Source organism: Mucilaginibacter kameinonensis (assembly GCF_003675385.1).
Taxonomy (GTDB): domain Bacteria; phylum Bacteroidota; class Bacteroidia; order Sphingobacteriales; family Sphingobacteriaceae; genus Mucilaginibacter; species Mucilaginibacter kameinonensis.
The window spans coordinates 235,604-257,625 of sequence record NZ_RCWZ01000006.1 but is presented as its reverse complement, the minus strand read 5'-3'; the positions used below and the strand labels follow the sequence as shown (position 1 = coordinate 257,625).

The 22,022-nt window shown below is 43.5% G+C and carries 18 protein-coding genes; 10 read left to right on the top strand and 8 right to left on the bottom strand.

The genetic code is table 11. From position 1 onward, the window contains the following. Positions 1 to 41: 41 nt before the first annotated feature. Positions 42 to 941, bottom strand: a complete 900-nt coding sequence (locus tag EAH55_RS28285) for an alpha/beta hydrolase (protein WP_244228398.1) — start codon at positions 939 to 941, stop codon at positions 42 to 44. A 180-nt stretch (positions 942 to 1,121) separates the two neighbouring features. Between EAH55_RS28285 and trxA the strand changes: the two genes are divergently transcribed. From trxA to EAH55_RS28245, 8 genes are all read left to right on the top strand, one after another. Next, complete coding sequence (trxA, locus tag EAH55_RS28280) at positions 1,122 to 1,418, top strand: thioredoxin (protein WP_090530271.1); 297 nt, start codon at positions 1,122 to 1,124, stop codon at positions 1,416 to 1,418. Between the two features lie 99 nt (positions 1,419 to 1,517). Then, positions 1,518 to 2,171 (top strand): TetR family transcriptional regulator C-terminal domain-containing protein, encoded by a 654-nt coding sequence (locus EAH55_RS28275; RefSeq protein ID WP_121812633.1) that lies wholly within the window; start codon positions 1,518 to 1,520, stop codon positions 2,169 to 2,171. Positions 2,172 to 2,175: 4 nt separating this feature from the next. Continuing rightward, positions 2,176 to 3,510, top strand: coding sequence for an ABC1 kinase family protein (locus EAH55_RS28270; protein ID WP_121812632.1), 1,335 nt, complete (start codon positions 2,176 to 2,178; stop codon positions 3,508 to 3,510). 81 nt (positions 3,511 to 3,591) lie between these two features. Then, complete coding sequence (locus EAH55_RS28265) at positions 3,592 to 3,906, top strand: Dabb family protein (protein WP_114941667.1); 315 nt, start codon at positions 3,592 to 3,594, stop codon at positions 3,904 to 3,906. 65 nt (positions 3,907 to 3,971) lie between these two features. Next, entirely contained in the window at positions 3,972 to 6,047 is a 2,076-nt protein-coding gene (locus tag EAH55_RS28260; protein ID WP_121812631.1) for a SusC/RagA family TonB-linked outer membrane protein, read from the top strand. A gap of 32 nt (positions 6,048 to 6,079) precedes the next feature. Continuing rightward, positions 6,080 to 7,531, top strand: a complete 1,452-nt coding sequence (locus EAH55_RS28255; protein WP_121812630.1) for an SDR family oxidoreductase — start codon at positions 6,080 to 6,082, stop codon at positions 7,529 to 7,531. 240 nt (positions 7,532 to 7,771) lie between these two features. Beyond that, positions 7,772 to 8,680, top strand: coding sequence for a TIGR01777 family oxidoreductase (locus EAH55_RS28250; protein WP_121812629.1), 909 nt, complete (start codon positions 7,772 to 7,774; stop codon positions 8,678 to 8,680). After that, positions 8,670 to 9,983: a cryptochrome/photolyase family protein gene (locus tag EAH55_RS28245; RefSeq protein WP_121812628.1), complete on the top strand. Its 1,314-nt coding sequence runs from the start codon at positions 8,670 to 8,672 to the stop codon at positions 9,981 to 9,983. The genes EAH55_RS28250 and EAH55_RS28245 overlap by 11 nt, the downstream gene beginning before the upstream one ends. Positions 9,984 to 9,986: 3 nt before the next feature. Here the strand turns inward: EAH55_RS28245 and EAH55_RS28240 are convergent, their stop codons facing one another. The 4 genes from EAH55_RS28240 to ggt all read right to left on the bottom strand — a co-directional run bounded on the left by EAH55_RS28240 (position 9,987) and on the right by ggt (position 14,246). Continuing rightward, positions 9,987 to 10,919, bottom strand: a complete 933-nt coding sequence (locus EAH55_RS28240) for an FKBP-type peptidyl-prolyl cis-trans isomerase (protein WP_121812627.1) — start codon at positions 10,917 to 10,919, stop codon at positions 9,987 to 9,989. Between the two features lie 78 nt (positions 10,920 to 10,997). Beyond that, positions 10,998 to 11,498 (bottom strand): FKBP-type peptidyl-prolyl cis-trans isomerase, encoded by a 501-nt coding sequence (locus EAH55_RS28235; protein WP_162997081.1) that lies wholly within the window; start codon positions 11,496 to 11,498, stop codon positions 10,998 to 11,000. A 367-nt stretch (positions 11,499 to 11,865) separates the two neighbouring features. Beyond that, on the bottom strand, positions 11,866 to 12,309 hold the full coding sequence (locus EAH55_RS28230; protein ID WP_114941674.1) for a MarR family winged helix-turn-helix transcriptional regulator: 444 nt from the start codon (positions 12,307 to 12,309) through the stop codon (positions 11,866 to 11,868). A 215-nt stretch (positions 12,310 to 12,524) separates the two neighbouring features. Then, the gene (ggt, locus tag EAH55_RS28220) at positions 12,525 to 14,246 is read right to left on the bottom strand and encodes a gamma-glutamyltransferase (RefSeq protein WP_394339814.1); all 1,722 of its coding nucleotides are present in this window, start codon (positions 14,244 to 14,246) and stop codon (positions 12,525 to 12,527) included. Positions 14,247 to 14,489: 243 nt separating this feature from the next. Here ggt and EAH55_RS28215 point away from each other — a divergent pair, with 243 nt between their 5' ends. Then, positions 14,490 to 14,984, top strand: a complete 495-nt coding sequence (locus EAH55_RS28215) for a hypothetical protein (RefSeq protein WP_112568642.1) — start codon at positions 14,490 to 14,492, stop codon at positions 14,982 to 14,984. A 28-nt stretch (positions 14,985 to 15,012) separates the two neighbouring features. On the opposite strand, the gene EAH55_RS28210 is transcribed toward EAH55_RS28215, so the two are convergent. Further along, positions 15,013 to 18,753, bottom strand: coding sequence for a S8 family serine peptidase (locus EAH55_RS28210; protein WP_121812624.1), 3,741 nt, complete (start codon positions 18,751 to 18,753; stop codon positions 15,013 to 15,015). Positions 18,754 to 18,863: 110 nt separating this feature from the next. Beyond that, positions 18,864 to 20,513 carry an NAD+ synthase gene (locus EAH55_RS28205; RefSeq protein ID WP_121812623.1) on the bottom strand — a complete coding sequence of 550 codons (1,650 nt, stop codon included), beginning with the start codon at positions 20,511 to 20,513 and terminating at the stop codon, positions 18,864 to 18,866. Positions 20,514 to 20,665: 152 nt separating this feature from the next. On the opposite strand from EAH55_RS28205, the gene gldB reads away from it, so the two are divergent. Then, a complete protein-coding gene (gene gldB, locus EAH55_RS28200) occupies positions 20,666 to 21,703 on the top strand; it encodes a gliding motility lipoprotein GldB (RefSeq protein ID WP_121812622.1) in 1,038 nt (345 codons plus the stop codon). Positions 21,704 to 21,764: 61 nt separating this feature from the next. Here the strand turns inward: gldB and EAH55_RS28195 are convergent, their stop codons facing one another. Further along, complete coding sequence (locus EAH55_RS28195) at positions 21,765 to 21,962, bottom strand: hypothetical protein (protein ID WP_112568650.1); 198 nt, start codon at positions 21,960 to 21,962, stop codon at positions 21,765 to 21,767. Positions 21,963 to 22,022 lie beyond the last annotated feature (60 nt).

Sequence of the window (22,022 nt, the reverse complement as noted above, 5' to 3'; positions counted from 1 at the left end):
TAAGCCAAACGCATATGCCTCTCTTTTTTGTTTTATCAGGTTTAATGAAGCTTCATTCTTTTTGCAGCAGCGGGGTGCAAATAGTTATTGTCACTCAGCCAGTCGGCCATGCGCTGGGGCCAGGTGCTGATGCTTTGCAACTTTGATCGGTACCCCATATTAAAGCCATGATCGCCCTGGGTATAAATATGCACTTCAACCGGTATTTTTGCTTCGCGATAACGCTGCAATAATTTTACTACCGATGGCGAGCAGCAAACATCATCATTGGCGGCTAACAAAAACGCGGGCGGTGCATCATATGGTAATTTATCAGGAATATAAAGCGGTCCCGGATAAATCTGGATTAAAAACGAGGGACGGGCATTTAATCTGTCTATCGGGTCTATAGCTTTCGGATCGCCTTTGCCTTCGCCATAAGCAACCATATCAACCACTTCACCACCCGCCGAAAAACCCATCATCCCAATGCGGTTGGTGTCCAGTGCATATTCTACTGCTTTACTGCGTACCAATCGCATAGCCCGGTAGCCGTCCTGTTTGGCATGTACATCAATTTTGTATGGCGATAGCGTATCTCTGCCCAAACGGTATTTCAACACAAAAACAGTAACACCTAAACTATTGAGGTATTTAGCCGGATCAACGCCTTCGGCAGTATATACCAGCAAGCGGTGACCGCCGCCAGGGCATACCACGACTGCCGAACCGTTGGCTTTATCCTTAGGCGGCAAAAACACAGTAAGCGAAGGATTGTGGATATTTTTTACCCAGTAATCTTTAGCTTGCTCCGGCTCGTTGCGACGGTTTTCAAAACCGGGCGCTCCGTTTGGCCAAAGTGGTATCACGACATTCTGCGCCATGCCCGCAAAAGGCAGTAACAGCATCAGCAGAAATAGGTATGTGCTTAGTTTTGTTTGCATAAAGTAAATATACTTCATAGCCGATGCTTTGGTATGAAAACACTAAACTTTTACGCGGCTTAATGGTTAAATTTGAATAGTTCATGGTTCATAGATGATGGTTCATGGTTTGAAAGTTAACGATTTGATAACCTGTTCTCTATAAAGCGATCCGTTCTATGATCTATGAACCATGATCCATAGACTAATAAAAAACTTATGGCAAATTTCCAGGAAATAATAGCATCAGAAACACCGGTATTGGTCGATTTTTCGGCTGAGTGGTGCGGGCCTTGTAAAATGATGCCGCCTATACTGCACGATGTAAAAACTGCGTTAGGTGATAAGGTAAAGATCATTAAAATAGATATCGACAAAAACCCTGCAGCAGCCAGTGCATACCGCATACAAAGCGTGCCTACCCTCATGATTTTTCAGAAAGGGCAAAGCAAATGGCGTCAAAGCGGTGTGGTACAGGCCAGGCAATTGCAGCAGGTGGTGGAGCAATTTTTATAGCCTCACCCCGGCCCTCCCCAAAAGAGAGGGAGTTTATAGAATTTAATATAACTATTCAAAAAGGCCTCTCCTTCAGAGAGGATTTAGGAGAGGTTTAACATGGCAACTATCGAAAGCATCCAGAACGCATACATTGATTATGTGTTAACCGAGGGCGAGCAGCCTAAATCGGTTTATATTTTCGCGAAGCAAAATGAAATGAGCGAAGCCGAGTTTTACCAGTTTTATGGATCATTTGAAGCTGTAGAACTGGGCATTTGGGCAGGCTTTGCCAACAAAACACTGGCCGAGATCCGCGCGCAGGAAGTTTGGGAAGGATACACCTCGCGCGAAAAAGCTTTATCATTTTTTTATGGCTTTTTTGAGCTGATCAAAAGCAGCCGCAGCTTTGCTGTTTACAGCATTAAAAAACAACCCAAAGGTTTTACCACACCAAAAGTATTTACCCCGCTAAAAGATATTTTTGAAGGCTTTGCCGATGAGATCATGAAAGAAGGTATTGAAAGCACCGAACTGAGCGACCGTAAATACTTCTCAAAAAAATACAAAGATGCGCTTTGGGTGCAATTCGTGTTTATACTCAATTTCTGGATCAATGATAACTCAGCAGGTTTTGAAAAAACCGACGAAGCCATTGAAAAAGGCATTAACGTAACTTTTGATCTTTTCCAGCGTTCGCCAATCGACAACCTTTTTGAATACGGCAAATTTTTGGTACAGAACGGCGGGATAAAGGATAAGATGGGATTTTAAGATTATGGCAGATGAAACTCCAGGAGCCACTCCCGAACAAAATAGTATACCAACTACCAAAGTACAACGGTCGGCCAAATTTGTGAAAACAGGTATTAAAATTGGCGGCAACTATATTAAGCATTACTCTAAAAAGCTGTTCAATCCTGATCTGGATAAATCAGAGCTAAATGAAGACAACGCGGCCGATATATATCAATCATTAAGCGAGCTTAAAGGCAGCGCGCTTAAGGTGGCGCAAATGCTCAGCATGGATAAAAACCTGCTGCCGCAGGCTTATGTTGATAAGTTCACGCAGTCGCAATATAACGCGCCACCGCTTTCCGGGCCACTTATTGTACAAACGTTCAGGAAATACTTTGGTAAAAACCCCGATCAGATTTTTGATAAGTTTAATATCCGCTCAACCAATGCCGCCTCAATAGGCCAGGTTCACCAGGCCGAGCTGAATGGCAAAAAACTGGCCGTTAAAATCCAGTACCCCGGCGTAGGCGATTCTATCTCATCAGACCTTAAACTGGTTAAGCCATTTGCCTTCCGCATGCTGGGCATGAGCGAAAAGGAACTGGATGTATACATGAAAGAGGTTGAAGAGCGTCTGCTTGAGGAAACTGATTACGAGCTGGAAGTGCGCCGCTCTGTTGAATTTTCCAACGCCTGCGCCAATCTTGATAATGTTGTTTTCCCCAATTATTACCCTGAGTTAAGCAGCAAACGTATTATCACCATGGATTGGCTGGAGGGTAAGCATCTGAAAGAGTTTTTGGCTACCAAGCCATCACAGCAACTTCGCGACCAGATAGGTCAGGCTTTGTGGGATTTTTATAACTTTCAGCAGCATGAACTCCGTGCTGTACATGCCGACCCACATCCCGGTAATTTCATGATCACTCCTGAAGGAAAATTGGGTGTTATTGATTTTGGCTGTATTAAGGAAATGCCTGAGGATTTTTATTATCCTTTCTTCTCACTTACGTCAACCAATTTACTGGACAATAAAGAAGAAACCATTAAGGCATTCCGCCAGTTGGATATGATTCACAGGGATGATACCCCGGCGCAGATCGAGTTTTACTATACACAGTATAAGGAAATGATCAGCTTGTTTGCTTTACCGTATATCACCGATACCTTTGATTTCAGTCAGACAGCATTTTTTGATCAGCTATATGGCTTTGGCGAACGTATTTCAAAAATGCCGGAGTTTAAACAGGCCCGCGGTGTTAAGCATTTTATTTACGTAAACCGCACCAACTTTGGGCTGTATAATATTTTACATGAATTAAAGGCAAAGGTTAAAACCGACACCTTTAAACCGCATGTGGTGCTGGAGTATTAATTCAGTTTGCAGTTTTGAGTTTGCAGTAAACAGCGTAAGCAAATTATTAATTTATATTTGACTAAAATCGATAAAACCTCCATGCCAATACTCCAAAACACTTTTGTACATCACGTACATTTCTGGCTTAAAAATAAAGCCGATAAAGATAAACTGATTGAAGGGCTCAACATCCTCCTCCCTATTCCGCACATCCGTGATATACATATCGGTGTGCCTGCTGATACCAACCGCGATGTGATTGACCGCTCATATGATGTATCGCTATTAATATTGTTTGATACCCCCGAAGCACAGGAAGCTTACCAGGTTGACCCTACCCACATTGTATTTGCCGAACAGTATGCAAAACCACTATGCAGCAAAGTTGTAGTGGTTGACAGCGTAAATATTTAAGGTTAAATTAAAACAGATAAGGCTAAATGATATATATTTAGCCTTATTTATTTTTAAACCTTATCATGTATTCAAGATTAACCTGCCTTATTGCACTGGCTATATGCCTTTCATTTTCAAAAGCTTACTCACAAACGGATACTTCGCATTACGATTTGGGAAGGGTAAAACTTGATAAAAAGTTTACTCAAAGTATTACCCTCAAAGGAGCCGATCTGCAGCGCCAACCCTTCGCTAATATAAGTGACGCGCTAAATGTGTGGTTTTACGGCACTTACACCAATAGCGCTTATGGAATATATGTAATTGACGGCAATATCATTAACGATGTAAATGCTTATAATATTAATGATATCGAAGAGATAACATTGGTTCAAAATGCAGTTGCACAGGCAAGCGGCGCTCCGTCGCAGCAACAAATGATATTGATAAAAACAAAACGGAGCAAACCCGGAAAATCGGGTATCGAAGCGGCTGGGCAAACCAATCTTATTAATGTGCGGAACATGTCAAATGTCAAAGACATTAACAGCCCTACCAATATTTATCATCAGTATTATTTATCCGGTTATAAAAACACAGATCTTGTCAGCACAGGTATTTCTGCCACATATTTAAGGGATGTTTTTCCTACTTTAACTACTTCGAAGCAAGCTAATATCAAAACACCATTAGGTTTTAACAGGTTTAAATTTAACGGATACGCCGACGTTAAACTTGGTTCAAATAACAGCCTTAGCGCAACTGCAACTTATGTACCGCAGGTTACACGCTTTGACTATGATAACTCCAACATTTATAATGACCCAAACACGGCTTCGCGGGCGCAAACAATTACGGCTTACCATGCCAAACAAAACCTGTTAAATGGTGGTATCAGGTTAAATTCGCAATTGGCAAAAGGCCTTAAAAATAATTTATCGGCTTCATACAGTTATTATAATTACAACGAGGATTATAACTACAACTATTATAGCAGCGACCTGCATAGCAGTACCGATGCCTATAGCTTCCATCGCAGAAACGTATTACTGCTTCGGGACAATTTAAGCTATCAGAAAACCATAGGTGATTTTAGCATTGAGCCGGCAGTTGATTTTAGCTATCGTTATTCCCGCGATTCTACCGCCAAGGCCACAAACAACGAAACATCCAGCGGAACCGACCCTTCATTCCCTTCCACTTCTACCGAGCGTACATATGCCAAACGCAAAGACTATCTGCTAACACCATCGTTAGGCATATCATTCAAAAACAGCATTAATTTACAGGGTGGCTTCGTAACGATATTGGATTCAAAAAAGAACCTGGCTATAGCAAACGATGCTGAGCTCAAACGGATCTTTCCCTATGCCTCAGCTTCGGTGAATGTTTCTTCCCTGGCAGGTATCAATATTGTTGGCATAAAACTTTACGGCTCTTACTCAAAACAGAGTATACTTTTACAAACAGATGGTGAGCATCTTACCGGCTTTAGCTTTGATGGGCCATTACAAATTTCATTAAACTCAGGTGGCTACCCTAACTTTACCTACGACCCGTTAAAATCCTATAATGTTTATACAGCCGGAGCCGATGTTAGTGTTTCGGCTTTGTTATCTGTTAATTACAATTATGAACGCGGGGGGCTTCAGATCCCTATACTTTATTATCTGCCGTATGGCGCTAACGGAAGCCAAAGCTATATTGGATACGTTGACTCAAAATATACGCGTAACCGCATTGGCATAACTTTCCGTGTTGTTGATAAAACGGATGCTCACTTTACAACAGGGCTTAATGCCACTAATATTAAACAACGCACAAATACTATTACAGGAAACCTTGCCACGGGCGATAAGGTGTGGACAGGAGGCTGGGTTAACCGTCTTGATATCGACCGTGTTTTTGCGGGTATGGATGTTTTATATCAGTTGGGCGGGGGAGGTTTTGCTAATCCGTATTCCAGCATTGATCCTATATTCGGGCCGAGTGATCACTCGTTTTCCCTGCAAAACGTTTACTTCGGTTATAAACTACAAATCAACAGGTTCAAAAATTTTGAAGTATTTGCCAACGGCCGCAACATCTGGCAAAACAAAAAATCAGAAATTACTGACAACCGCAGGTTTTACGGCCTCGGATTTAAACTGGGATTGTAAAACCGCCTGCCTTTTTTATTGTTTCACTAAGCATGAAGGTTTTGCTTGCTGGTGCAAATGGCTATATAGGTACGCGGCTTATCCCGGTTTTGCTGGAGAAAGGGCATGATGTGGTTTGCCTGGTGCGTGATAAGCGCCGCTTTCATGAGCACAGTGATTTTAGCAAGCAGGTTACCCTCATAACGGGCGACCTGCTCAAAGACTCAAAAATAGAGCCTTTTCCCGACGATATTGACGCGGCCTATTACCTGGTGCACTCCATGGCGCAAACGCAGGATTTTGCCGCGCTTGAAACCCTATCGGCCCATAACTTTGTGCAGGCCCTTGACAAAACCCGGTGCAGGCAAACCATATTTTTAAGCGGGATAACCAATGATGCCAACCTCTCACGCCATTTGGAATCAAGACGGCATGTGGAGGATGTGCTAAAAGAAGGCAAAGCGGCATTAACCGTTTTGCGGGCCGCCATCATTATAGGCTCGGGCAGCGCATCTTTCGAGATCATTCGCGACCTCACCGAAAAACTGCCTGTAATGACCGTTCCGCGCTGGGTTAATACCAAATGCCAGCCCATAGGGATCCGCGATGTGCTGGGCTACCTGCACGGTGTAATGCTGAACGAAAAATCGTTCAACCGTACTTTCGATATCGGCGGCCCCGACATCCTTTCATTTAAGCAGATGATGCTTACCTACGCCGAGGTGCGCAAGCTGAAAAGGTATATTATCACCATCCCATTCCTTTCGCCTAAAATATCATCATACTGGCTGTACTTTGTAACTTCCACAAGCTTTACATTGGCCCAAAGCCTGGTGAACAGCATGAAGAACGAAACCGTTATGCACGATCATCGTATTGATGATGTGGTGCCGCGCAAATGTCTTACCTATAAAGAATGTCTTGAACTGGCTTTTGTTAAAATAGAACAAAACTCCATAGTCTCCAGCTGGAAGGATGCCTTTAACCAGGGCTACCTTAATCCCGGCTTTATGGACCAGATCAAGGTACCGCAAAACGGCACGCAAGAATACAAGGTAAAAATGCCTTTTGAACGCCCGGCTAACGAGGTATTCACCAACGTGCTTTCGATAGGTGGTAACCGCGGCTGGTATTACTGGGACTGGATCTGGAATATTCGTGGTTTTTTGGATAAAATGTTCGGTGGTGTTGGCTCGCGCCGGGGGCGCACCAGCAATGTTAATATTGCCCCGGGCGATGTTATTGATTTTTGGCGGGTTTTACTGGCCGATCGTGAAAATAAACGTTTGCTTTTATACGCCGAAATGAAACTTCCAGGCGAAGCGTGGCTGGAATTTAAAATAATTGAGCGCCACGGCAAGCAAAGTTTAAGCCAGGTAGCTACCTTTAGGCCCAGCGGCTTGTGGGGCCGTTTGTACTGGTATGCCATGTGGCCCTTCCACCTGTTTATATTTAACGGCATGGCAAGGGAAATTGTGAATTACCACGAAGCAGCAGGTCATTGAGTCATTACGCTGCGCGTCATTGAATCATTGGCTGCGTGGTCATTAGCTTCGCGTCATTAAGTCATTGCTAAGCAGGTACCCAATGACACGTAGTAAAATGACACGAAGTAAATGGCCTAATGACTGCAAAGCAAAAATGACCGCGAAGTAAATGACCCAATGACCGCGAAGCAAAAATGACACAAAGTAAATGACCGCGCAGCAAAATGACTGCAACGCAAAAATGACACGAAGTAAAAAATGACACGAAGTATATTACTAACCGGCGGATCAGGATTATTGGGCAGGCACCTTACCACGGCCTTATTAGCTAAAGGCTATACTGTTAGTCATTTAAGCCGCAAAGCGGGTAATGATGCCCGGATAAAAACCTATGTATGGGATATCAATAAAGGTATCATCGACGAGCGTTGTATCGATGGCGTTGATACCATTGTACACCTTGCCGGTTCGGGCATAGCGGAGAAGAGGTGGACAGAGGCCCGCAAAAAAGACCTGATTGATAGCCGAGTGAAGTCTATTGAGCTGGTTTATGATTTGATGAAGCGCAAACAGCACCAGGTTACTTCTGTAGTTTCCGCATCTGGCATTGGTTATTACAGTAATCGGGGCGATGAGCTGATGTTTGAAACCAACGCCCCTACCCATGATTTTATATCTCAATGTTGTGTGTTATGGGAGGACGCGGTTAACGAGGTAGAAAAACTCGGCATCCGCACTGTAAAATTCCGTACCGGGGTGGTTTTGGATAAAAATGGCGGAGCGCTGCCAACACTTGCAAAACCTATCAAATTGTTGGTTGGCTCGCCCATTGGCAGCGGTAAACAATGGGTATCCTGGATCCACTGGCTTGACGTTGTGGATATGTACCTGTTAGGCATCGAAAATAAAGACCTCAATGGTGTTTACAATATGGTTGCGCCCAATCCTGTTACCAATCTACAACTCACCCAGGCCGTTGCCAAACATTTACACAAACCATTATGGGCGCCCAATGTACCCGGCTTTTTGCTCAAGCTTTTATTGGGCGAAATGAGCAGCATTGTATTGGGCAGTACCAAAGTATCGGCACAAAAAATTGAAGATGCCGGGTTTAAATTTAAATATACCGATCTGGATGCGGCATTAACTGATATTTATGGATCATAAAACACCTGTAACTTTATTCTGGTTCCGCCGCGATTTAAGGCTTGATGATAATGCCGGGCTATATCATGCCCTCAAAAGCGGCAACCCAGTATTGCCTGTATTTATTTTCGATAAGGAAATTCTTGACCAGTTGGAAGATAAAGATGATACCCGGGTTACGTTCATTTATCAAACCATTGAAGATTTAAGCGCCCAATTGCACAAACATGGCGGCAGTTTACTGGTACTCTATGATAATGCCGTTCATGCCTGGGACGAGCTGATCAAAACGTATAACATAGCCGAAGTTTATACCAATCATGATTATGAACCCTACGCCACCAAACGAGATGAAGAGGTACGCGCAAAACTTAAAAAGCATAACATCCCCTTCAAAACATATAAAGACCAGGTAATTTTTGAAAAGGATGAAGTGACAAAAGATGATGGCAAACCTTACACGGTTTATACCCCCTACCAGCGTAAATGGTACAGTGCGTTAAAGCCATTTTATTTAAAGGCCTATCCTACAAAAAAGTATCTCAAAAACCTTTACCAAACCAAGGCCCTATCTGTACCGACATTAAAAGAGATGGGCTTTGAAAAAAGCGATATGCCTTTGCCGGATAAAGGCTACGAAAGTGTTATTAAAGATTATAAAGAGCAAAGAGATTTCCCGGCCGTTAAAGGCACTTCGCATATTGGCATGCATTTGCGTTTTGGTACAGTAAGCATTCGTGAACTGGCAAGTACAGCTCATAGTTATCATGATAAAACCTGGCTCAATGAGCTCATCTGGCGCGAATTTTATATGATGATCCTCCATCATTTTCCGCATACGATGGACCACGCTTTCAGACCGGAATATGACCGCATTCATTGGGTAAACGATGAAAAACAATTTGACGCCTGGTGCAAAGGTGAAACCGGATTCCCGATCATTGACGCGGGCATGCGCGAGCTAAATGCTACAGGCTTTATGCATAACCGGGTACGCATGATAGTAGCCAGTTTTTTAAGTAAAGACCTGCTGATTGACTGGCGCTGGGGCGAACGTTATTTTGCCCGCAAACTACTGGATTATGAAATGGCCAGCAATGTTGGCGGCTGGCAATGGGCAGCAGGTTCGGGCACCGATGCCGCGCCGTACTTCAGGATCTTCAACCCCGAAGCCCAAACCAAAAAGTTTGACCCCGAACTTAAATACATAAAAAAATGGGTTCCGGAATATGCCGACTTCAGCAAATATCCAAAACCCATTGTTGATCACAGTAAAGCCCGCGACCGGTGTTTAGCAGCGTTTAAAAAAGCGCTGGCTAAGTAAATATTAATTAGAAACCGCAGACACAGTAAAATCAAAGTAGAGCACTGTATTAGCGCCTAAAGTTATTCCACCTGAGCCTGCACTACTGGTGCCAGTTGTACCGTAGGCAAATCTCGAAGGTATTATCATTGATATAGCTGCACCAGAAGTTTGTCCGGTTAAACCCTCCTGTACACCCTTTACAAAACTACTAACGGTAAGAGACGAAGATGTAGAGTTCGCGTCAAATACAACATCACTCAAAATTTTACCCGAATAGGTATAAGTTATGTATGAATCAAGATCAATCAGATCTGAACCAGTACCAGGCGTAGCCACTTTTATATACACCCCATCTGCTGTTTTGGCAAAACCGGTAAGGCCTTTGGATTTGATGTAATTAGTGATAATAGCATCATCATAAAGCTCCTGGTTTGAAACCACATTGATATAGTAATCCAAACTCTGATTACCGCCAATATGGGTATTGGCGTTGCTTGAACTACCGGTTCCATAACCATTAACGCCATAAGCCAAATGCGATGGAATGATAACCCTTGCCGATGTTCCTTTATATTTTATCAGGTTATGAACAGCCGTTTGCAGGCCTTTAGGCAAAGAACTACTGATATGGCCTAAATAGCCATAATAGTGGTTCTGGTTTAAAGAGTCAACAGATATAAACTTTCCGTCAAGCGTGCGAACCGTAAATACAAAAGAGATCTGATCTGAATAATCCATTGGGGTACCGCGGCCCTGAGATATTATTTTGTAGTAAATACCGGAAGTATCGCCACCGGTAGTATCACGAAGCATATCTGTAATGCCGTTTGCAGCTATGTAATTTTTTATCTGAGATTCGTCGTATTGTTTAATATCAGGGTCGTTCCTGTCTTTCCGGCACGACATAAAGCCTATAGAGATAAGTACTAAGAGCGTAAAAATTGTTTGTTTCATTTATTATAATTTGTCTTTTTAACCGCCAAAAGCGCTTTGCTTTTCCTGGCTTATATTATTCTTTTTTATCAGGCTTTATTAATTGGTTACGCCATACAACTGAATTTGAAAATCAAGTACCGAATTAGCCGGCAAATGTATCGAATCCTGCGCATATGGCCCGTAAGCATAACGCGAAGGGATCAGCAACCTCACCTTTCCTCCCGGTTTTATCTGTGGAATGCCTAACTGCCAGCCTTTAATTACAGCTCCCAGTACATAGCTGGGGTGAAACTGATCTGTTTGCGCAAACACAAAACCCGATGTCAGGACCTTGCCGGTAAAACCAACTGTAACCTGTGTCGAATTGGTATAAAGAACATTACCGGTTCCGCCTTCGCCGTCATTCACAATATAGTAAACACCTGTTGTATCTACCCGCTTAGCTTTAAGCGTACTATTGGCAGCCAAATAATCGCTGATTATCTTATCATCAATAGCGGCTTGTGCCCGGTATTGTACAGCAGGGTCGACAGATGATTTAACACATCCGAAAATAATGGTGCTTAACAGCAGTAAAACTAACAGAATCCTGTTCATCAATTCAAAAGGCAAATTTATTCTTTTAAAATAGAAAAACGGCAGCTTAACACTTTTTAACAATTAATAAAAAGCAGGCACCGTTTATAACATCCCACAGCGGATATTTTGAAGCTAAAACGTTCGATTTGAAGTAAAAGTGTACTACCGTCATTTTGCTTCGCAGTCATTTTTTGCTACGTCAGTCATTGCGCTGCGCTGTCATTGGTCATTGACCACTGCACCACAAGAAATTAACATTTAATGATACAAAGTAAAATGGCTGCATAGCAAAATGACTGCGAAGCAAAATGACTGCAACGCGTAACGACAGCGCAGCGCAATGACACGAAGTAAATGACTGCGAAGTAAATGACGCGCAGCAAACTCAGGGTTTATAATTAACTGTAAGCTTGTTGAGTTTTTTAAGGGTTTCGATGAGGTGCTGTTTATCGGCTTCGCTGATGTTGGCGTCAAGGTAGTTATTAAACTGCCTTACTATTACTCGGGCCTGGTGCCGTTTTTCTTTACCTAAGGGGGTAAGGTATATCTTAACTGAGCGTTTATCCCCCTCGTTACTTTCGCGGTAAATAAGACCGGTGGCTTCCAGCTGACTGAGCATGCGTGACAAGCTGGTTGATTTAAGCCCCAGCAAGGCCGCCGCCTGCGATACGGTAGTGCCTTCTTTTTCGTCGATATTAATGAGCAGGTAACCTATTGATTGTGTAAAGCCAAACTCCGTAACTAACTGGTTGTACCGGTTAGCCATGGTTTGCCACACTATTTTTATAAAATAGTCGATAGTTTCCTGGTGTTTTACATTATTATGCATGCCTACCAAACGTAAGAAATGGATATTGATTACGCAAATTTAGTTGCAGTGGCTGTTTGGACTGGTTATGATAGTGGCAGTTGCAGTAGCAGCGGCAGTTATTTAGTTGTTCATGCACAACCGTTCAGTAAATCGAGCAGCCATTTTATAAACATTTTACTGCTACTGTCACTGCTGCTGCAACTAAGCGGCCCCTGCAACTAAACTAACTATCGTTACCAACCCATCTTTGTATCATCCCCTCTCGGGTCTGCACCGCCTTCGTAGTAGCCCCATTTGGTTTTGATGATGGCATCAACCCTGCCGATGGATTGCCTGCTTACTATTTTGTATCCTTTACTTTGCAGTTTGCTCACAGTAACGCTATCAATACCGTCTTTTTCAACAGTTACCTCATCGGGCAACCATTGGCTGTGGAAACGCTTTGAAGCAACTGCCTGTTGCATACTCTGATTAAATTCAATTACGTTGAGTATGGTTTGAAAAACCGAGGTGATAATGGTTGAGCCACCGGGGGTGCCAACCACCATAAACAATTTACCATCTTTTTCAACAATGGTTGGGGTCATGGATGATAGCATCCGTTTACCTGGCTGGATACTGTTTGCCTTGCCGCCGATAAGTCCGTACATGTTTGGCACTCCCGGTTTTGAGCTGAAATCGTCCATTTCGTTATTAAGCAAAAAACCCGCCCCGCTTACAAAAATCCTTGAGCCAAAAGTGTCGTTCAATGTAGTTGTGATAGATACCGCGTTTCCATACCTATCAACAATAGAATAATGGGTAGTTTGATCGCTTTCATAACCAACAAATGAACCTGGTTGGATACTGGTGCTTGGCGTGGCAGCATCCCAGCTAAAAGTTTTCATACGGGATGTGATATAAGCCGGCCTGAGCAGGCTATCAACCGGCACTTTATAAAAATCCGGGTCGCCAAGATATTTAGATCTATCGGCATATACCCTGCGTTCGGCCTCTACAATAAGCCTGATGGTAGAATCCTGGTTATATCCCCATTGTTTAAGCGGATAAGGCTCAACCGATTTCAACAGTTGTAATAAGGCAATCCCGCCACTTGACGGCGGCGGCATAGTGATGATCTTATATTCCTTATATTGACCAATAAGCGCGTTACGCCAAACGGAATGGTAGTTTTTAAGATCGGCCTTGGTGATGAGTCCGTTGCCTTGTTTCATTTCAGCGACTAATAAATCAGCAACCGGGCCGTCGTAAAACCCATCGCGACCTTTATCTCGGATCTGTTCAAATGTTTTGGCAAGATCTTCCTGCAACAGTAAATCACCTTCTTTCCATTCGCCATCCTTTACCAGGTAGTTTTTACCGGGATTTAACTTTTTAAACTGTTCGGCGGCACTGTTCAGATCCTTCGCCAGGTGTTTGGTTATCTTAAAACCATTACGGGCAAGGTTAATAGCAGGTTGTACCAGGTCGGCCCATTTCAGTTTTCCATATTTACGATGAGCTTCCACCATGCCATCAACAGACCCCGGCACGCCCGAGGCCTTGTGTGTATACAGGCTCATATCAGGAATTACGTTGCCTGCCGAATCGAGGTACATGTTAGCATTGGCGGCAGCAGGGCCCTTCTCCCTAAAATCGAGCGTACTTGTTTTGCCATCACCCGCACGGTAAACCATGAAGCCACCTCCGCCTATGTTACCGGCCTCGGGTAAAGTAACGGTTAAAGCAAATTGAACCGCGACAGCGGCGTCAACCGCGTTACCTCCTTTTTTCAATATATCAAGCCCAACCTGTGCTGCATCAGGATAGGCGCAAACCACCATTCCGTTGTGGTATTGACCGCTGTTGTTCAATCCCAGTTGCCCCGGCGCACAGCCAGCCAGGGTGAAAAACATTACGGCAAAAAACAGGAACCGGCATTTCGGATTATTTGCTTTGAAGAAGTTTATAGTCATTACAACAATTTAATTTTCACTAATTTATATCATTCAGACACTTAATTTAACAATCCACCCCTATTCTTTCACGCTGGAAACCAATCCAATAGAAACAAAACAGGAATGTTTTTCCCGGGCTAATACCATAAAAAGTCAATTCTGCCGTTTATTTGCATAAAATATAAAAGCTCAAATTGAGTTAAACAAGCTGGTCACTTTTTTGTTACAGCTACAATATTGTCAATCATTAAATTCATCTGCATGAAAAAATTAACGTACCTTTTATTTCTTTCCGTTTCCCTTTTACTTATCAGCAAAAAATCACAAGCCCAGGACTATAAAACAGCAGTAGGTTTAAAGTTTGGCGCATACGAGATTGGTCCATCCGTTAAATACTTTATGGATAAAGGCACAGCGCTTGAAGGCATTTTAGGCATTCGCGATCATGGCGCGGTACTAACGGGTTTATACGAATTAAACCAGCAAGCCTTTAACGTTGATAAACTAAGCTTTTATTATGGCTTTGGTGGTCACCTTGGTTCGGTAGGCAGTGGTTACTACAAACGCTTTGGTGGCGATGACGAATACTATAATGGCAAACACATCCTGATTGGTGCCGATGCGGTAATCGGTTTAGAATATGTACTACCCTCTGCCCCTATCGCTATCAGCCTTGACCTTAACCCACGTCTGGAGTTGGCGAGAGGCCCCTTCTTTGACATTGCACCCGGACTGGGCGTAAAATATACCTTCTAAAAATTAATGGAAAGCTATCATCACCTGCTTAACGGGTGATGATAATTTTTTGTGAATAAACCTTCTGCCCCAGTAATACTTTTAACACATACACTCCCGGTGTTTGCCTGCTCACGTTAAGGGTGGTGCTATAAGGCCCCTGATCAATATTTTGCTGTGCACTTTGATAAACAGCTTCGCCACCGGCATTGATAAGCGATAGTTTCATAATGGCGGCTTCCTTAGCCGAAAACACCACATTCAAATTGGTACTTACCGGTACCGGGAATGCGCTTAATCCTATCTCGCTCTTATTCCCGGCGACACCTTCCCGCGCATAAAAATAATTATCAGACTGTGCCGCGCAGCCGTTAGCCAGAGTAACCTGTACCTGGTATTTTCCGCTTTGTGTTGGATTGTAAGTCACGGCTGTAGCCCCGCTTATAACGTTACCATCCAACAGCCATTGGTTACCATCATTAAAGCTCGAGGTGAGGGTGTTATTTGCCTGGGTGATAACCGGCTTACTTAATGTTACCGCTTTACGTGCGGCAGACGCGCAGCCCAGGCTTTGCACCTTCATATCGTAAAAATAGTAGTAGTAGTCTTTATATGCTGTGGTATCACCATTGGTTGCGGTGGCACTGTTGCCGGTAATACTAAATATATTGCCTATTTTGAAAGGATACCCCGTTACCCCTCCGTTGCTCCGGTATATGGTAGCCTGATCTGCAAAATCAACGGAGATCTGGTAGTCACCGGCAGCCGGTAACGACAGGTTAAGGTCATACACCTGCCCCTGATCATTTGGATCATCGGGCTGTGCACCGGCCAGCGGCGTAGTGCGCGTAGCAACAGCATCGATAGAAGTTGAAGAAACAATCTGCCCGTTAGCGTTAGCTACGTTAAAGGTAATCTTACCCGAATTACCAATATAAAGACGCGCGCTTTTAATGAGCACCGGCACCTTGGTATTTACAGTTATATAAGGCGTAAACTGGTTATATCCACCAGCCGTAAAAGCGCCTTTAGTGGCAGCGCCAATAGTTCCTTTAAAATCATTAATACCCGCGTAATAGGTATTATTAACCGGAGCCTGACTGGTTAAAGCTTCACTCCCTGCAGCTATAGGTAAAACGTCGTTAGCATTCTGATACCATAATACGGTACCGTCGCCGGTACCAAATAACTCGTATTGGCTGGTGGTGGCACAATAATAAGCACTCAGATCACCAATGATTGCCGGCGAATTAATCACCACATTAGCTGTTGTCGAGTTATTGCTACTAACCGGATCACCAGTAAGTTTACTGGTGGCAGTAATTGTGTAAGAAGCACCCGCAACCGCGTTAAACTGCTGACTAAAGGTAAAGTTGTCTTCGGCTAAGGCAGGCAACGAGCTTTTATAAGTTTCGTTATAAGTAGTTGTAAGGTTATTGGCATCGGTAATGGTAACCGTAATAGGAATATTATTGATAGCCGCGTTACCGAAGTTTTTAATTCGCACTGTGACAGGCGTACTTTCTGAGCATGAACCACTACTACCCGGACTTACGATAGAGATAACGCCCGCATCGATACTGGTTTGCAGAAACTGTACCCTGTAATCCTGTGTTTCGCCTTTGGCATAAGTACCGCAAGCTTTAATAGTTGATGCGTCACCTGTTTCGGTAAGTACAACCCGCATCAGGCTATATGCGCCGGCAACTACCGTACCGGGTACAGTGATATTGGTATTATAAGTACCCGCACCATTAATGATACCGGTTGTAGCAACCAGCTCGTTATCTTCAAAAACACCGTTGGCATTCCAGTCGATAAATACTTTGGCGGCTTTATTGAAATTGTTGCCGCAAGTGCCCAGCGTAATACTTAAAGGGTATGTTTTAGCCTGTTCAAGCTGCGCGGTGAGACTGGTGTAATCCGAATAACTTGTGCAACCTGCAGCAGGAGAATTATCAATATTAGCCAGTTTAAAGTTATCAACCCTCGAATCGGTACTTGAAAGCGGGGCCGAAGCGCAATAAGCAGTTCCGCCAACTCCTGTAACAATGAGCGAATAGGCTTGTGATCCGGATGATAAAGTGCCTTTGTGTGATACTGTAATGGTATACGCTCTGCCGGGAACCGAGTTAGGGATATATACCTGCTCAATATTATCACGGATGTTATCACCATGAGTCGCGGCAAAACCCGGTTTCTCCGGATCAAGCACCCAGGGAGTAAAAGTAGTAGTACCATCGCTCACCCTGATATCAAGATCATTCACCAGTTTAGGGGTACGGCTGTTGATTACCCCTTCCGTAGTGGCCGTGCCTTGCAGATCTGTCCAGGCTATGGTTGCAGCCAGCAGCCGGTTGCCCGATGCTATTACATTATAGGTTTGTGTTTGTCCCTGGCTTAACGTTTTTTCACTTACTATGCTTTTGCCACCGTTATCGGTTATTGCTTGCGCGGCTTCCGGCATGTTCAGTAAACCCCAGCCAAAAATATAATCGGGGCCTACATTTCCGGCGTCAAAAGCGGTATGGCAAACCAATCCTTTCAATGTAGCCGAACGCATAAACGCCCCACCGTTTTGCTTAGCATAATATTCCTGCAATAAATAAAGCGACCCTGTAACATTAGGAGCAGCCATTGAAGTACCCGACAGCGTAAGATATGATGTAGTGTTATCAACACCAACCGAAAGTACATTTACACCATCACCCACAATATCGGGCTTAATGCGACCGTCATCAGTCGGCCCCCAACTACTGAAGGGGGCAATCACTACATTCTCCCTTACTTTAGGCCCGTAGGGCAACGGGTAAACTGCTCCTACAGTGAGTATGTTTTTGGCATTACCGCTTGTGCTGATAATATCATAGCCATCGTTATTGCTGATACCTGCAGGCCGCGCACCTTTACTTACAAAGGTTTGATCGGTCTTGCTTTTATAGCCGTAGTAGGTTTCACCAACAGCCGGACCATTGCTTGACCGTTCATTACCGGCCGATTCAACTATAAGATAATATGGCGCGTTATATGCTATCTTATCCCAGTTGGCTGTTTTAGCATCATAAAAACCAAAGTTATAGTCAACCGTATCACCGGGTAAACCATTCCATTCCCAACGAGCCGCCGAATCGTTATAATCCCAACCGGCAACTACCCCATAGGAGTGATTTGACAGCAACAGGTTAGCGGCAGCGGCGCTCATGGTAGCTTCGTCATTATTAAAATCGTAGGATAGCAACGTTGTTGCACCAAATGACATCCCTTTGGCAGGCGCGTAAATTCCTTTGGCTATCATAGTACCAGCCACATGCGATGAATGATCATTTACAGATGCGGTAGTTTTAAGGGTAATGGTTTTACCTGCAAACTCCTGGTGGGCTTTGTAAACCGCACCGCCGTCCCATATGGCCAGTTTATTGCTTAAAAAATCTGACGAGCCGGATAAATTCAAGCCCAGTGAACCACCTGGTTGTAAGGTATTGGTACCTGTAGTAGCTGCCGCAGTGGTATTGTTATGTGTTATGAGGTATATCGGGAACCCTAATTTATTAACGCCCTGCAGGGTAAGCAGGTTGCCACTTTTTGTACGGCGTGATAGCGTCCAGCCGTGTGTTGCGGCCAATGATACTGCCTTTTTATAAGATACCTGGTAGTCTGTGAGCGCCTGCTTTGAGATATCATTCAGCTGAACCTTGTTTTTTTCACTGATCAAAGGTTGCTGGGCCATGACGTTTGTCGCCACAACTGATAGCAAAAAGCAAAACGAAATAATTGTGTAAAGTTTAATCATTGGTTTGAAAGATAGGCAATTTTAAGAAAAATCAGCCTCAACTAAAATAAAACCAACGCTGCTTTACAACATTCGTATACTTATTGGTTAAAGAGTGAAAAAATTAGCTGTTACGACAAGTATTTACCCACAATTGGCATTCTTCGTCCCATACCAAACGCTTTTGGCGACACCCTCAAAATAGGCGGGGTCTGGTAGCGCTTATGCTCTGCCGAATTGGTAAGCTTAATTACGCGTTTAACAGTGGCTTCGTCATAACCCATCCTGATGATCTCTGCCGATGAACACCGGTTTTCGATATACTCGGCCAGGATCTTATCAAGCACGTCATACTCGGGCAGCGAATCGGTATCCTTTTGGTCGGGCCTTAACTCTGCCGATGGTGGTTTAACGATTGAATTGATCGGGATGATCTCCTTATCACGGTTAATATATCGCGCAAGCTCAAAAACCTGTGTTTTGTACACGTCGCCAATAACCGAGATACCACCGCACATATCACCATACAAAGTGCCGTAACCTACAGCAGCTTCGCTCTTGTTACTGGTATTCAGCAAAATGTAACCGAACTTATTACACATCGCCATCAACAAAACTGCCCTGCTGCGGGATTGAATATTCTCTTCGGCAATGTTAAATGGCAGGCCATCAAATTGCGGGTTTAAAGCCGTTTCAAATGCTTCGGTAATACTTTTGATAGGCACAATCTCGTGCTTACAACCAAGGTTATCAACCAGATCCTGCGCGTCTTTTAATGAATGATCTGTTGAAAAACGAGAAGGCAACAACACAGCCATCACATTTTGCGGGCCAAGCGCCTCGGCAGCCAGCGCGCAAACAACAGCCGAATCTATACCGCCTGATAAACCTAAAATAGCTTGCTTAAATCCCGATTTATAAAAATAATCGCGGATACCCAGAATCACGGCCTGATGGATCTGCTCAATATCCGCCGGGCGTTCTGCTTTTATAGTTGTAGGATGATCAAAGCTCAGCGTATTGTCTTCGTTAAGCGTGTAATAGGCCAGGCTTTCCTCAAAATAAGGCATTTCATCAATCAGCTTTCCGGTATTATCAAACACAAGAGAGCCGCCGTCAAATATCAGTTCGGTTTGTGCGCCCACATGGTTAACGTACAATAAAGGCAGCTTGTAACGGCTGGCATTGTCGCTCAATATCTCAATGCGCTCTTCATCATGATTATAAGCAAATGGCGACGCCGCTATATTGATCATCACATGCGGATCTTGATGAATAAGTGTATCCATCGGCCGGGTAACATACAGCGGGTTTTCGATAGTATTCCAAAGATCTTCGCAAATAGTAAGTGCTATACGTTTTCCTTTAAACTCAATGCAGCTAAACTCGGTTGAAGGCTCAAAATAGCGATATTCGTCAAACACATCATAGTTAGGTAACAGGGCTTTGTTCACCACCGCTTTCACCTTACCATTCTCAATAAAATAAGCAGAATTGCTCAGGTCTTTACCTTCGGTTTTATGGTTAGGGGTTGGCAGGCCAATGATACAGGCGATATCAATACATACTTCGGCAATCTTTTTAGCAGCATCATCGCACAGGCCAATGAACTCATCAAATTCTAAAAAATCGCGCGAAGGGTAGCCGCAAACACATAGTTCGGCAAATACAACCAGGTCGGCCCCGTGGTTTTTTGCCTTGATGATATGGTCAATGATTTTATTAGTGTTCGATTCAAAATTACCTACGTGATAGTTGAGCTGTGCTAACGCGATTTTCATAAGTATATAATTATATTGATAGGTCTTGTTTAATCCTGAGTCAGGAGCCTTTAGTTCAAAGTCGAAAATCCCGACTTAAGGCTACCGACTATTGACTTAACAATAGTAGCAACATTATGCAAATAAAATTACTTTTGCCTTAAAGGATAAAGATGAACCCTACCCGGTATATAGCAAAGCAAATTTACTTAATTTTTTCCATCGGCCTGATATTAAGCGGCTGTAGCCACAACAAAAAAATTGATGTAAGCAATATCAATGTTGATGTTAAAATTGAACGGTTTGACCACGATTTTGATGCCATGCGCAGTAAACCCATGGCCCAGCAGGCCGCATACCTTCAAACACAGTATGGTAGCTTTTATCCCGATTTTATTGAACGCATTTTACAGGTTGGCAGTGCTAAGGATACGGCCTATTTTAAAGCCCTGCAGCAAGTATTCGCGGGCAAGCCCTATAACGATCTGAAGCATGACGCCGATGCCGCCTTCCCTAATATGGATCGGCAGAATGCCAGCCTTACCGAAGCCTTTAAATACATTAAATATTATTATCCGCAAAAACGCCTGCCGAGGGTATATGCATACATTTCGGGTTTCCAGGCCCAAACTACCATTGGTGACGGTTATTTTGGTGTAGGGATCGATCTTTTCCTTGGTGCGGATTCGCGCTTTTATCCCTCGCTCACCAATGCTTTTCCGCATTACCTTTCCAAATGGTTCACTCCTGACAATATTACGCCACGGGTGGTTGAAGGCATAGCGCGGGAGGAAATGTTTCCAGAAGATGACAACGACAAAGCTTTGCTTAATAAGATGGTGTACAATGGTAAGATCATGTATTTTATGGACAGAATATTGCCTGACGTAGCCGATAGCACTAAAATCCGTTATAGTACCGAACAACTGAAATGGTGCCAGGATTTTGAAGCCAAGATCTGGGGATACTTTTTACAAGAAAACCTGTTGTACGAAACCGATTACCAGAAAATTCAGAAATACCTTACTGAAGCGCCTTTCACCCCCGGCTTCGGTGAAAAGAATGAATCGGCCCCTAAACTGGCCGTTTGGACGGGATGGCAAATAGTGAAGAAATACATGGATAAGCATCCTGATGTTACCCTATCCCAGTTAATGGCGGATAAGGATGCTCAAAAAATATTGAACGAGGCAGGCTATCACCCCAAATAAAAAGCAAAAAAAAGCGCCCTCAAATTGAAGGCGCTTTTTATATAATTCCTTTTGCAGGATTTTACTTCATGATTGAGAAAACGCATTTCAAAGCAATCAGGATACCGATGATCAGGATAATGTTTGAAATAGATGTAAACATGAAGCCTGTGTTGGCATCGCCGGCAAAACGCAGGAATACGCCTACTATACCGATAACAATAGCTAAAGTTAATAATTTGTAGTGTCCTTCTGCGTTAGCATTTTCCATTGATTCCATGGTACCTATTTTTAATGTTTGCGCAAAAATAGAAATGTTTACCGAAAAAGCTATAAAGTT